Origin of the sequence: uncultured Litoreibacter sp., from assembly GCF_947501785.1 — a bacterium.
Taxonomy (GTDB): domain Bacteria; phylum Pseudomonadota; class Alphaproteobacteria; order Rhodobacterales; family Rhodobacteraceae; genus Litoreibacter.
Window position 1 is genome coordinate 3,754,604 of sequence record NZ_CANMXB010000001.1, and the last position, 13,501, is coordinate 3,768,104.

At 58.8% G+C, this 13,501-nt stretch carries 13 protein-coding genes; 7 read left to right on the forward strand and 6 right to left on the reverse strand.

Annotated elements, in window-relative coordinates; all coding sequences use genetic code 11:
* Positions 1-180: 180 nt before the first annotated feature.
* Positions 181-471, forward strand: coding sequence for a GIY-YIG nuclease family protein (locus tag Q0899_RS18745; protein WP_299194969.1), 291 nt, complete (start codon positions 181-183; stop codon positions 469-471).
* A 226-nt stretch (positions 472-697) separates the two neighbouring features.
* Here the strand turns inward: Q0899_RS18745 and Q0899_RS18750 are convergent, their stop codons facing one another.
* The 5 genes from Q0899_RS18750 to Q0899_RS18770 form a co-directional block, all read right to left on the reverse strand.
* Entirely contained in the window at positions 698-1,126 is a 429-nt protein-coding gene (locus Q0899_RS18750; protein WP_299194971.1) for a type II toxin-antitoxin system Phd/YefM family antitoxin, read from the reverse strand.
* A 163-nt stretch (positions 1,127-1,289) separates the two neighbouring features.
* The gene (locus Q0899_RS18755; protein WP_299194974.1) at positions 1,290-2,246 is read right to left on the reverse strand and encodes a 2-hydroxyacid dehydrogenase; all 957 of its coding nucleotides are present in this window, start codon (positions 2,244-2,246) and stop codon (positions 1,290-1,292) included.
* A complete protein-coding gene (locus tag Q0899_RS18760) occupies positions 2,243-3,091 on the reverse strand; it encodes a fumarylacetoacetate hydrolase family protein (RefSeq protein ID WP_299194977.1) in 849 nt (282 codons plus the stop codon). The genes Q0899_RS18755 and Q0899_RS18760 overlap by 4 nt, the downstream gene beginning before the upstream one ends.
* A gap of 11 nt (positions 3,092-3,102) precedes the next feature.
* A complete protein-coding gene (locus Q0899_RS18765; protein WP_299194980.1) occupies positions 3,103-4,890 on the reverse strand; it encodes an IlvD/Edd family dehydratase in 1,788 nt (595 codons plus the stop codon).
* A gap of 96 nt (positions 4,891-4,986) precedes the next feature.
* Positions 4,987-5,730, reverse strand: a complete 744-nt coding sequence (locus Q0899_RS18770) for an SDR family oxidoreductase (RefSeq protein WP_299194985.1) — start codon at positions 5,728-5,730, stop codon at positions 4,987-4,989.
* A gap of 179 nt (positions 5,731-5,909) precedes the next feature.
* On the opposite strand from Q0899_RS18770, the gene denD reads away from it, so the two are divergent.
* Entirely contained in the window at positions 5,910-6,878 is a 969-nt protein-coding gene (gene denD / locus Q0899_RS18775) for a D-erythronate dehydrogenase (protein ID WP_299194988.1), read from the forward strand.
* A gap of 20 nt (positions 6,879-6,898) precedes the next feature.
* Here denD and Q0899_RS18780 read toward each other — a convergent pair whose 3' ends face one another.
* Positions 6,899-7,588, reverse strand: coding sequence for a GntR family transcriptional regulator (locus tag Q0899_RS18780; RefSeq protein WP_298359766.1), 690 nt, complete (start codon positions 7,586-7,588; stop codon positions 6,899-6,901).
* A gap of 197 nt (positions 7,589-7,785) precedes the next feature.
* Between Q0899_RS18780 and Q0899_RS18785 the strand changes: the two genes are divergently transcribed.
* The 5 genes from Q0899_RS18785 (at position 7,786) to Q0899_RS18805 (ending at position 13,487) form a co-directional block, all read left to right on the forward strand.
* On the forward strand, positions 7,786-8,811 hold the full coding sequence (locus Q0899_RS18785) for a TRAP transporter substrate-binding protein (protein ID WP_298293151.1): 1,026 nt from the start codon (positions 7,786-7,788) through the stop codon (positions 8,809-8,811).
* 84 nt (positions 8,812-8,895) lie between these two features.
* Positions 8,896-10,068, forward strand: a complete 1,173-nt coding sequence (locus tag Q0899_RS18790) for a mandelate racemase/muconate lactonizing enzyme family protein (RefSeq protein ID WP_298293149.1) — start codon at positions 8,896-8,898, stop codon at positions 10,066-10,068.
* A gap of 24 nt (positions 10,069-10,092) precedes the next feature.
* Positions 10,093-10,923 carry a TRAP transporter small permease subunit gene (locus Q0899_RS18795; protein WP_299194995.1) on the forward strand — a complete coding sequence of 277 codons (831 nt, stop codon included), beginning with the start codon at positions 10,093-10,095 and terminating at the stop codon, positions 10,921-10,923.
* Position 10,924: 1 nt separating this feature from the next.
* Positions 10,925-12,550 carry a TRAP transporter large permease subunit gene (locus tag Q0899_RS18800; RefSeq protein WP_299194998.1) on the forward strand — a complete coding sequence of 542 codons (1,626 nt, stop codon included), beginning with the start codon at positions 10,925-10,927 and terminating at the stop codon, positions 12,548-12,550.
* Positions 12,551-12,563: 13 nt separating this feature from the next.
* The gene (locus Q0899_RS18805; RefSeq protein ID WP_299195001.1) at positions 12,564-13,487 is read left to right on the forward strand and encodes a phytanoyl-CoA dioxygenase family protein; all 924 of its coding nucleotides are present in this window, start codon (positions 12,564-12,566) and stop codon (positions 13,485-13,487) included.
* Positions 13,488-13,501 lie beyond the last annotated feature (14 nt).

Consider the following 13,501-nt stretch of genomic DNA (forward strand, 5'->3'; position numbering starts at 1 on the left):
ATCGAGGTCCCCGCTTTCGCGGGAATGACAGCGCTAGTGTCCACCGCGTCCCCACATGTCATCCCCGCGAAAGCGGGGACCCCGATGAACCGGCAGTCCAACCCAACAACTGCGAACTTCCCGCTTCAGCCGGAATTTCATCAATAAACCGTTAACCCTTGACCACTCAAACTACGGGCCATGCCCTACCACGTCTACATCATGGCCTCTCGCCCCCATGGCGCGATCTATACCGGTGTCACAAACGATCTGGTCCGCCGCGCCAACGAACACCGCAATGGCCTCATCTCTGGTTTCACCGAAAAATACCAATGCAAAACGCTGGTTTGGTATGAGGAGCATCAGGACATAAACGAGGCGATCCTACGCGAAAAACGCATCAAGAAATGGAAACGCGCGTGGAAGATAGCGTTGATCGAAGCGAGTAATCCTTCGTGGGAAGATCTGCTGGAACTTGCAGAGCGGCCCTGAACTGCGAGGTCCCCGCTTTCGCGGGAATGACACCATCACGCCGTTCCCCCCCGTCATCCCCGCGAAAGCGGGGACCCCGATATGATGGCGCCGAACGCTTGGACAATTACTGATATTGGTTGGTATCAACTCTATCCTGAAAGCCAATTGTCTTTGTTGGGTGAAGCAACCCGTAGGGTGGGAGGTTCCGCAGGCGGCACGCCGAAAGGAGCACCCACCACCCCCCTCACCAAAACCACCACCACCGCCGCCGCCTGACCTGCTGGTCTGCCTCAACCTCCCGCACCACAGCAACCTCCTCCGTCAACTCCCCGCCCGGCACCGGCTCCAGTCCGGCTTTCGCCAGCACCTCCCGCTCGATCCGGCGGTCCATTTGCAGCTGTTGGATATGCTCCGCCGCCTCCGCGTTGGTCCAGAACCCGTGTGAGCCGACCGTAAATCTCGACGGGCGGTGCCCGTGCTCGGTGATCGCTTCGATGTCATGTTGCTTGTCGATCCGGTTCAGCTCCGCCATCGACACAATCGCGGCGACGTCCTTGCCGTGGCGGGTCAGGATGCAGGCCGCGCGGGGGTCCTGGACGAGGTGGATCAGCGCGGGCAGCTGGTTGCGCGCCGCAGAGGTCGCCACGCGGTGGGTTTTACAGATTGGTAACATTTGGGGCCTTGAAAATTTTGGGACATTTTGGGTTTTGAGGCCAAATGTTTTGTCCCAAAATGTCTCAAAACCCGTAAACGCACCGTTCGGTGCGGTTAAGCGCCGGTAAACACCGTGCTGAAAAGGTTAATGCGGGCAGGGGTGATTTGCCCGCAAAGCTCGCTTACAAATGCGCGCATTCCGGCACCGGCGTTATAACCGTACCGTCTTGTTTCCATTGGATTAAGTTGTCCACGGTCAGCTTGCCCATCGCCGCCCGCGTCTCATGTGTGGCGGACCCCACATGCGGCAGCAGAACCACATTCTCCATCTCTTTCAACGCGTTAGGGATTTTCGGCTCCTGCTCAAACACGTCCAAACCGGCCTTCCCCAGCTTGCCCGATTGCAGCGCCTCGATCAGCGCCTCCTCGTCAATCACCGACCCGCGCGACACGTTGATCACCATACCCTCTGGCCCTAGCGCCTCAAGCACTTGTTTATTCACGATTTTATTCGTGGACGCGCCGCCCGGCGTGATGCAGATCAACACGTCACTCCGCTCCGCCATGCCCACCAACGTCTCGCAATACTCGTATGGCAGGTCCTTCCTGGACCGCGTGTGATACAGGATCGTCGGGTTGAACACCTGCAACCTTTCCGCAATTTCCTGCCCGATCCGCCCCATCCCCAGGATGCCAATCGTGCGGTTGTCGGGTGAGTTTGACAGCGGCGCGTTGCCGTCCCGCTCCCAGTCTCCGGACCGCGCATGTCGTTCATCTGAAAGGAAATTTCGGAAGCAGGCCAGCATCAGCATCATGGCCGTGTTGGCGACCTCGGCGTTCAAAACGTTCGGCGTGTGCGTCACCTTGATGCCCCGCGCCACGCAGGCGTCGGTGTCAATCGCGTCATAGCCAACCCCATAGGCAGAGGCGACCTGCAGGTTCGGGCACGCCGCCATCACATGCGCAGGCACCCCGTCATGGCCGTTGGTCGCCAAAGCCACGATTTTGCCGCCATGCTCCGCCACCCAAGCGTCGAAGTCTTTGATATCATTCATCTTATGAAGCGTGAATTCCGCTTCCATCCGCTCCAGCATCACATCCGTCGCGCCGCCAATCATCAACAGATCTGGCTTGCTCATGCGTCCGCCCCCACGTTCTGGCGCTGGGTCCCGAGGCCTTCAATGGTTAAATCCATCACGTCGCCCTCCCTCAAGAACACAGGCTCCGGCTTCATGCCGCCCCCCACACCCGGTGGCGTCCCGGTCGAGATCACGTCACCCGGATGCAACGTCATCAGCTGGCTGAGGTGGGAAATGATCTCCGCCACCCCGAAAATCATCGTCGCGGTGGTCCCGGTCTGCATCCGTTTTCCGTTTACATCCAACGACATGGACAAGTTTTGAACGTCCGTCACTTCGTCCCTTGTCACCAGCCAGGGCCCCGTCGGCCCGAATGTGTCGCAGCTTTTGCCCTTGGTCCATTGGCCCGAAAGCTCGGTCTGAAAATGCCGTTCGCTGACATCGTTAACGATGCAGTAACCCGCCACATAATCCAGCGCGTCCGCCTCGCTGACGTATTTGCAGGCCTTTCCAATGACCACACCCAGCTCAACCTCCCAGTCGGTTTTGTTCGAGTTGCGCGGGATCATCACGTCGTCATTTGGCCCGACAATCGCTGAGTTGGCCTTGAAAAACAGGATCGGATGTTTCGGGTAATCCAGCCCCATTTCATCGGCATGGTCCGTGTAATTCAGCCCGATGCAAAGAAATTTTCCGATATCCCCCACGCAGGGTCCCATGCGTGGGGAGCCGGTCACTGCTGGCAAAGACGACGTATCAAGGGCGCGCAGAGCCTCGAGACCGGCATCTGACAAGGTCTCTCCCGAGATGTCAGCAACCTGAGTGCTCAGATCTCGCAACGTGCCTTCGGCATCAATGAGGCCGGGTTTCTCCTGGCCAGGTTCACCATAGCGGACGAGTTTCATTGCAGGTCTCCTTAGTGGTTGTCGCGCGGCATGTATTTGCGCGCAATGTCTTGATATTTGGCTGCCCCCTCAAGGGTCATGCCCTCACTGAAGGGGCGGACCATGGCGCGGAAGATTTCCTGCCAAGGGGTCTGGCTGTCGGGCACCTCGATGGACCCATCCACCAGCTTTTCGGCGCGGGCTTTCAGCGTCGCGTCATCTACCAGCATGTCCGCGGTACATTTTTTCAGGTCGATCCTGAGCATGTCGCCGGTCTGCACCAAGGCCAGCCCGCCACCATCGGCCGCCTCTGGCGACGCGTTCAGAATAGAGGGGCTGCCAGACGTGCCCGATTGCCGCCCATCGCCGACACAAGGAAGGGCATGAATGTCCCTCTTCAACAGATATGACGGCGGGCGCATGTTCACGACCTCGGCCCCACCAGGGTAGCCCTTTGGCCCGGCGCCACGCATGATCAAAATGCAGTTTTCGTCGATGCCAAGGCTCTCGTCGTCGATCCGGTGATGAAAATCCTCCGGCCCGTCAAACACGATGGCGCGGCCCTCAAAGGCCTCCGGGTCATCCGGGTTGGACAGGTAGCGGTCGCGGAACTCCTTGGAGATAACCGAAGTTTTCATGATCGCGCTGTCAAACAGGTTGCCCTTGAGGTTGATGAAGCCCGCATCCTGCAGCATCGGTTCAGAAGCGGATCGGATCACATCGGGGTTGCCGGTCAACGTGTCACCGCAGTTTTCCCGCATGGTCTTGCCGTTGGCGGTCATCACATCCGGGTGGGGCAGCAGGCCCGCGTTGATCAACTCGCCAATGACCGCCGGAACACCACCGGCGCGGTGGTAGTCCTCGCCCAAATACTTCCCCGCGGGCTGCATGTTGACCAGCAAAGGCACCTTATGCCCGACGCCCTGCCAATCATCGTTGGTCAGCTCCAGCCCCAAATGCTTCGCAACGCCGTTCAGATGGATCGGCGCATTGGTCGACCCGCCAATCGCGGAGTTGATGACGATGGTGTTCTCAAACGCTTCCCGGGTCATGATGTCAGAGGGGCGCAGGTCCTCATGCACCATTTCAACGATGCGCTTGCCGGTCTCGTAGCTGATTTGGCCACGCTCCCGATAAGGTGCGGGGATTGCGGCGGAGCCGGGCAATTGCATGCCCAAGGCTTCAGCCAAGGAGTTCATCGTGGTGGCCGTCCCCATCGTGTTGCAGTAGCCCACCGACGGCGTGGAAGACGCCACCAGCTCCATGAACCCGTCATCATCGATTTCCCCCGCAGCCTGCATTTCGCGGGCCTTCCAGACGATAGTGCCGGACCCAGTGCGCTCGCCGTTGAACCAGCCGTTTAGCATTGGGCCCACGGACAGCGCGATTGCGGGGATGTTCACCGTGGCCGCAGCCATCAACAGGGCAGGGGTGGTCTTGTCGCACCCGATATTCAGGACCACGCCGTCAAGCGGGTAGCCAAACAGCGTCTCGACCAAAGACAGATAGGCAAGGTTGCGGTCCAGCATGGCCGTGGGGCGCTTGCCGGTCTCCTGAATGGGATGCACTGGCACCTCAATCACCGTGCCGCCCGCAGCGATGACGCCGTCGCGGACACGCTTGGTCAGCTCGATATGGTGGCGGTTGCAGGGCGACAGGTCGGACCCGGTCTGCGCGATGCCAATGATTGGTTTGCCGGATTGCAGTTCTTCGCGGGTCAGCCCGTAATTCAGGTAGCGCTCCAGATACAGCGCGGTCATTTCCTGATTGTCCGGGTTGTTAAACCATTTCTGCGATCTCAGCTTCGACTTGTCCGCCATGTGCTCTCTTCATCCATAGTAAAGGTTAACGCCGCCCCTTGAGAGAGTGACTTGTTGTTTCATCTTGGCACAAATATGCCCGCCGGAGGCCCCCCCTCAGCCAGACCATCCGCCGTCAATTATGTGCGGCTGCCCTGTGGTGAATGCGCTCTCGTCACTGGCCAGATACACAACCAATGCCGCGATCTCCTCTGCAGTGGCCACACGTCCCATGGGCTGGCGCGAGACAAATTGCTCCATCGCTGCCTCGTAGCTGCCGAGCTGTTCGCCCAAGGCTCTGACACGGCCATGCCAGCTGGGGCTTTCTACTGTGCCAGGGCAGATGCAATTGCACCGAATGCCTTCCTTGATGAACTCGATGGCAACAGATTTGGTCATGCCAATGACGGCGGCCTTGGTGGTGCCATACACAAACCGGTTTGGCGCGCCGATGATGGAGGACAGCGCGGAAGACATGTTGATGATCGACCCGGTGCCGCGTTCGCGCATCCCGGGCAGGGCCGCCTGCATGGTGCGAAACATCGACCGCACATTCAGGTCAAACGCCATGTCCCAGTCTTCGTCAGTCGTGTCCAGGATCGAGCCGCTATGCACGAAGCCTGCGCAGTTGAACAACACATCCGGCGTCGCCCGCTCGATGCCCTCCTTGACGGACGCATCGTCGCGCACGTTCAGCACGAAGGTCTCAATGTTGGGATGTTCCAATTCGGCCAGAGCATCTTCATTGATGTCGGTGGCAAAGACGGTCGCGCCCTCCTCGGCCATGGCTAGGGCGCTCGCGCGACCAATGCCTTGACCGGCGGCGGTGACCAGCGCGCGCTTACTACTCAGTCTGTCCATTCCGACGGAGTCCTTCCGAATTTCGCCACACACATCTTGCTCTGACCAAGGTCAGCCAAGGGTGTTGGCAAGGCAGCTTTGCCTCAAGACCTAAGGTCAATTTGGAGGCTCGGCAATGCTTTTAAGTCCCCAGCACCTGTTCTATCGTTACCGCAAACATTTTGAGGGGGACTCTTCGCATGACCAAAGTCTTGATCCTTGGCGGCGGCGGCATGGTGGGCCAAAAATTGGCGCATCGATTGAATGTGGACGGATTGAACGGCCGGCCATGCGACATCACGCTGCATGACATTGCGTTTCCAACGCAAGGCGGCGCCAAAGGTGCCCGGCGCCTGGGAAATCTGGCAGATGCCGGGCAGATGGAGGTGCTGGCGGCAGAGAAGTTTGATGTGATCTTTCATCTCGCCTCGATCGTGTCGGGCGAAGCGGAAACCGACTTTGAAAAGGGCTGGCAGGTCAACATGTTCCCGACCTGGCGGCTGCTTGAAGGGTTGCGGGCCGAGCATGAGGCCGACCCCAGCTACGTGCCGCGTATGGTCTTCACCTCGTCCATAGCGGTGTTTGGCGGGCCATACCCCGACAAGATCAGCGACACGTTCCTGTCGGCCCCGCAGACCAGCTACGGCGCGCAGAAATCCATTTGCGAGACGATGATCTCTGACTTCTCGCGCAAAGGGTTCATTGACGGGATGTCGATCCGGTTGCCCACGATTTGCGTGCGGCCCGGCAAAGCAAATCTCGCGGCATCCTCGTTCTTCTCAGGCATTATCCGCGAGCCTTTGAACGGGATGGAGGCGCTGCTTCCGGTCCCGGACACGGTCCGTCATTGGCATGCCAGCCCCAGAGCGGCGGCGAGGTTTTTGACCCACGCGGCAACGCTGGACACAGCGCGGCTAGAAGGGCGGCGGGCTTTGAATCTGCCCGGCGTGAGTTGCACCGTAGCGGAACAAATCGAGGCTTTGAGGCAGGCTGCGGGCAATGACGTTGTGCGGCTGATCAAGCCGGAGCCCAATGGAGCCATTATGAAAATCGTTCAGGGCTGGCCGCGCAACTTTGACCCACAGAGGGCGATATCTTTGGGCTTCGAGGCGGAGAAGAATTTTGGAGAGATAATTCAGGTCTATCTGGAGGATGACCTGAAGAGGTGACCGCCTTGAGTGCGGCTTAGCTAACCAGCGCGTGCTGCGTCCGGGTGCAGCACGCCGCTGGCCCCTCCGTCGCGCAGGTTACGTTTCATATGCTCGTAAATCGCGACGCGGCAGGCATGGGCGTCGCGGTCGAGCGCGGCTGTCACGATTGCATGGTGCTCGGCTATATTTTCGGGATGGTAGCCGTATTTGGGCTGCATGATCTTTTGCTGGCGGAACTGGTCATAGGTCCGCCGGTAGCTGGAGCGCAGGAAAGGGGAATCACAGGCCGACAGTAGCGTGTCGTGAAACTCCAACTCGGCCAGTGACCACAGCTTGAGGGTGTTTCCGCTGAGCGGGGTATCGGTGAGCTTACGCTCGATATGGCTGAGTTTGTGATGGGAGGCGGCAAGCTGTGCCTCCCATTCCAGCCCGCCATGTTGGATCGAGGCGGTCGCACCCTCCTGTTCCAGCATGATCCGAAATTTGGCGAGGTAATGCAGGCGCTCTGGGTCGGTGGGGCGGGCACGGAAACCGCGCTGGTCTTCAAAGATGACCAACCCTTCGGAGGCCAGACGAAAAAGCACTTCCCGTATCGTGTTGGCCGAGCAATCATAATCTTCGCGCAGCCGCTCGGAGCGCATTTTCTGACCTTGTGGGATTTGCGCCGTGACCAATTGCATATGCAGATCATCGTATATCTGCGGCGTGGACAGCTTTTGTTTCAGCATTTTGTGGTCTTCCCCCGCACAGTATGTTCGTCATTCAACTTACCGAAAAATCTCGCGATTTCTACAAAATTTCAAAATTTTTGAAAATCAGGTTTTTTGTTGTCGGGTGGAGATTCGCTCGCTAGGCTCATCGTCACGCGGCGTGCACTCTGTCGAGAAACGAAAAGCGCCGGACGTATTAAACTGGGAGGAAACCAATGAGTTTCGTTAAAACCGCTGCGGCATCCGTCGCAGCAGCAGCTATTGCTGCAACTGCCGCACTTGCAGATGGCCACGCCACAACCAAGTTGCGCATTCAAACACACTACGCGCCTGAGACAACATCCGGCAAATTGCTGACCGAATGGAAAGACAACGTAGAAGCTATGTCTGGCGGCGATATCGCTATTGAGATGTTCTACTCCTCCTCCGTTGTGAAATCGGTTGAGACATTTGACGCCGCTGCGACAGGCATTCTGGATTGCGACGCGACAGGCGGCGGCTACCAAACTGGTAAAAACCCTGCGTTCCAATTCGTTGGGGACATCATGGGCGGCTACGCGACACCTGCGCAGCAGCTGTCTTGGCTCTACTACGGCGGCGGTCGCGAAGCGGCGCAAGCGCTGTACAACCAATATGACATGCAGCTGGTTGGCTGGATTGTTTACGGCCAGGAATCCTTCGCATCGACCAAGCCAATCGCGGGCCTGTCCGACCTGAAAGACTGGAAATTCCGTTCGCCTCCGGGCATGGAAACCAAGATCTTCGAAAAGCTGGGCGCAAAGCCGATCGTTATGGATTTCACCGAAATCTTTACCGCGCTTGAAACCGGCATCATCGACGGTGCTGACGCATCCGGTCTGGCCAACAATGTGGGTCTGGGTTTGTACGACATCGCGAAATACGCAAACTTCCCAGGCTTCCACTCGATGCCATCTGACCACATTGCTTGTAACAAAGCAGTTTGGGACGCAATGCCAGAGAACCACCGCCTGATCATGGAAACTGCAATCTCCGACATCGCGCTGAAATCCGCGTTGATCTTCGAAAAAGAGAACGCAGAAGCGGCGGCAGCTTTGGCTGAACAGGGCGTAACCATTTCGCAGTGGTCCGCTGAAGACCTGCAAGAGTTCCGCAACGCCGCTCAAGCCACATGGCCTGAGTTCGCGACAACCCCAGAGGCGAAAGCTCTGGTGGCAAGCCACGTTGCGTACCTGAAACAGCTGGGCCTCGTACAAGAGTAAGCCTGACGTTTCCGGCGCGGGGCCTTGTGACCGAGGCCCCGCGTTTTTTTGTCCCTGCCGCCTTTTTTGGACAGCCTTGAGCCGATGAAAATCACCCGCATCACCAGCCATGTATTGCAATACGACATGCCCGAACCGCTTGGGTATTCGCAGCAATATTATGACAAGCGCACCGCGCATCTGGTGGAGGTGGAGACCGACGAAGGCGTCACCGGATGGGGCGAATGTTTTGGGCCGGGCGCCATTGCGCTGGCCAATAAGGGGATCGTCGAGGGAGTGATTGCCCCCATGGTCGTGGGCATGGACCCGCTGGACCGCGACGTGATCTGGCACAAAGTTTACAACCTGATGCGCGACCACGGCCAGAAGGGGATGCCGATGCAATCCCTGTCCGGCGTCGATATCGCGCTGTGGGATATTGCCGGCAAAGCCGCGGGCATGCCATTGCACAAACTGATCGGCGGGGCGCATCGGGCGGACGTGCCGGTTTACGGCTACGGCATGATGCTGCGGCCTGAGCACAGCGCTGACGATCTGGTGGCACTGTTCAAGGACGAGGCCGCCGCGATCCGTGACGCTGGCTTCGTTGCCACCAAGATGAAAACCGGGCTGGGCCCGCGTGACGACGTGCGGCTGTGCGAGGCCGTGCGTGACGGGGTGGGGCCGGAGTTCAAATTCATGGTGGATGCCAACCACTGCTACACCACATCGGACGCCTTCTACGTTGGCCGCGCCTTAGACGAGATGGAGGCTTACTGGTTCGAAGAACCGGTGGCCCCTGAGGACCACGACGGCTACCGCGAATTGCGGTCGGGGCTGCAGGTGAACATTTCCGGCGGGGAGGCCGAATTTGGTCGCTGGGGATGGCGCGCCATTTTGGAAAACCGAGGCTTGGACATTGCGCAACCCGAGGTGTGTGCCTTGGGCGGCGTCAGCGAGTATTTGCGGGTGCTGGCACTGTGCCACGCGCATTTCACGCCGGTGATCAACCACGTCTGGGGATCGGCCATTGCCGTGGCCACCAACCTGCAATTGCTGGCGGCCATGCCGCCGATGCCCGGCGGCCTGCACCCGTGGGAGCCGATGCTGGAATTCGATACCACCGACAATAAATTCCGCGACAACCTGCTGGCTGAACCTTTGGACATTCAGGGGCAGGTCAAAGCCAACGGGGGGCGGGTGGCTATCCCGCAGGGACATGGGATCGGCGTTGAGCCGGACCGCGACTTTATCAATCACTACGCCGTGGCCGCGTAACGCCACATGACTGGAGGAGGGGACATGGAACAGAAATCAGGATCGCTCATAGAGTGGTTGATGCCCTTGGCATTCATCCTCTGCGCGGCTTGGGTCACGTGGCACATGCCTGCCTTCATTCTCGATTGGGGCGGCGACGGCCAGCAGCTCTCGGAACAGTACAAGCGACTGGACGTGGCTCCGGGTATGCCGGTGGTGATGGGGCAGTATATCGACATCATCGATATCTTGGCGCTACTCGCCCTACCGGTGCTGGGCTATTTCGGGATCAAGACCGTGCGCCGTGCGGCGATGGAATATGAAAGCTGGGGGCCGCTTGACCGGGTGTCGGTGTTTATTGGCCGGGTCACCATGTTGTTGGTGGTGCTGCTGACCTGCGTAATGCTGTATGAGGTATTTGTGCGCTACGTGCTGAATGCAGGCACGCTTTGGGCCAACGAGTTGTCGCTGTGGCTGGCTGGCTTCGTGTTCCTGTGCGCCGGGCTTTACGCCATGCAGCAGCGTAGCCACATCCGCATCTTCCTGATCTACGACATGTTCCCGCGCTGGTTGCAGCGGGTGTGCGACTGTGTCTCGACCTTGTTGATCGTCACCTTCGCGGGCTTTCTGGTCTACGGCGGCTACGGCGAGGCCTTCGCCAAGTTTGGCCGCTGGGAGACGTTTGGCACCGCTTTTGACCCACCGATCCCGGCGACGATCAAGCCGACGGTGCTGATCGTGGTGACGCTGGTGGCGATCCAGTCGGTGATCAACCTGATCTCGGATTGGAACAACGAGCCGGTGGTGCACAGCGCTGCCGACGACATTGACGAAGACGAAATTGAGCGGCTGAAAAAAGCCGTGGGGGCCGACTAACATGGATATCGGAACAATCTCACTGGTCCTGCTTTTGGGCCTTTTGGTGCTACTGGCCATCGGCATGCCGCTGGGCTTTGCATCGGCCATTCTGGCGGTGCTGGTGCTGGTCATGAAATTTGAGCCGCAGCTGCTAACCGCACCCTGGACCTTTGGGGACGGGATATTGACGGGGAGGCCGGGGTCGGGACCCTTAAATATCTTAGCGCAGAAGATATACGGGCTCTTAACGGACTATGTTCTCATATCCATCCCGCTATTCATTTTCATGGCGGCGCTGCTGGAACGCTCCGGCATTGCCAAGGACATGTATTCTTCGCTCAACATCTGGCTGAACCGCACGCGGGGCGGCATCGCGGTGGTGACCTCGATCATGGCTGTGATCATGGCGGCGATGTCGGGCATCATTGGCGGCGAGGTCGTGCTGCTGGGCCTCATCGCGCTGCCGCAGATGTTGCGGCTTGGGTATAATCAGAACCTTGCCATCGGGACGATTTGTGCATCCGGCTCGCTGGGTACTATGATCCCGCCCTCGATCGTTTTGATCATCTACGGGCTGATCACTGAGACCTCGATCAAGGCGCTGTTTACCGCGTCGTTCTTGCCGGGCTTCATGCTGGCGTCGTTCTTCATCATCTACATTCTGGTGCGCACCCGATTGCGCCCTGAAGACGCGCCATTGCCGGAGCCTGTACCGGGCGAGCCGGAAGGTTTGGAGAAATGGCTGCTGTTTCTTGGCTTCCTGTGCGTGGTCGTTGTGGGCGCATGGAGCTTCTTCACCGCCCGGGTTTTGTTCTTTGAATTCTCCGGACAGAACGCGTCCAACACAGGCGACGCAATCCGGTTTGGCACGATGAACTACCTGCCTTGGTTCCTTGGCACCATCGCTGCTGCGCTAGCGTTGATCTTCTTCGTGGTGGGCGTTGAACGCACCAAAAAGGGCTGGAGCATGGGCAAAGGCCTTGTGCCGCCGATCATCATTATCGGCGTGGTGCTGGGTTCGATCTACATGGGCATCACTGGTATCACGGAAGCAGCTGGCATGGGCGCATTCGCAGTGCTGGTCATGGCCGCCTTGCGGGGCGAGGCGTCTTGGGATCTTCTTTGGGACTCCCTGATGCGGACGCTGAAATCCACCGGTACGATCATCTGGGTGACCATCGGGGCTGCGGCGCTTGCGGGCGCTTACACCATCGCGGGCGGTCCTGTTTTCGTGGCCGATCTGGTTGTTGGTCTGGATGTGCCGACCATGGGTATCATCCTCGTGATGATGGTGATCTTGCTCTTTATGGGTGCGTTCATGGACTGGGTCGGCATCGTGCTGCTGATCATTCCGGTATTCCTACCCATCGTGCTGCGCCTGCCTATCGACGAGATCGGATTCTTCGGCCAGCTGGAGCCGAAGCATGTCGCGATTTGGTTTGGGGTGGTGTTCTGTATGAACATGCAAGTGTCATTCCTCAGCCCGCCCTTTGGGCCTGCGGCCTTCTACCTGAAATCTGTGGCCCCGCCGCATATCTCGCTGACTGATATCTTCAAAGGCTTCCTGCCTTTCATCGGCATCCAGATTTGCGCGCTGTCGGTTCTGTTGATCTGGCCGCCCATCGTGGCGCTGCTGCTGCCGTAGCGAAAGGACACGTATGCTCACCAACGACCAGATCGCCCGGTTCAACCGAGACGGCTATCTGGTCGTAGAGGATTTGCTGACCGACAAGCTGCCCGCCCTGAAAGCGGAATATGCAGCGCTGCTGGACCGGTTATGTGCGGAATGGGGGATTGAGGGCGACAGCTTTGAGGAGAAGCTGATTGCGGCGTACCGCGCCGGGCATGATTGGCATCAGCCGATGGATATCTCGCTGCCGGGGGATCGCATCTATGCCGATACCCCGTTTCATATTGGCCCTGCCGTTTTCGACTTCATGACCGCGCCTGCATTGCTGGATGTGGTGGAAAGCCTGATTGGGCCTGAATTGGTGTCGAACCCCATTCAGCATGTGCGGATCAAACCTCCGGCGGTGGACCTGCATCGTGACGAGGTGCGGGCGCATATCACGGCCACCGATTGGCATCAGGACCGCGCCGTTGGGCTGGAAGAGGCGGATGAGACCGACATGATCACCTGTTGGGTCGCCGTGACGGATGCGACGGTGGAGAACGGGTGTTTGCAAGTGCAGCCTTTCAACGGCCCGCAAGAGATATTGCCGCATTGTCCAAAGCAACAGACAGCGATTGCGGATGCGTTTGTCAATGAAGAGGGGGCCGTGCCTTTGCCCGTGAAAGCGGGGGGCATGGTGCTGTTTCACCCGCTGGTGCCGCATTCATCCTTAGTCAACACAACCGACGGCATCCGCTGGTCTTTCGACTTGCGATTCAACAAATTGGGCCAGCCTACGGGGCGGGCGCATTTCCCGGATTTTGTGGCGCGGTCCAAGGCTGCGCCCGAGACTGAGATGCGCGATTGGCGGCAGTACAAAACCATGTGGGAGGACGCCCGCGCGAGGCTTGCGGCGCAACCACATATCGATATTCACAGATGGCAATCAGACGCGCCCTATTGCGCGTAACCCGAAAGAAAACA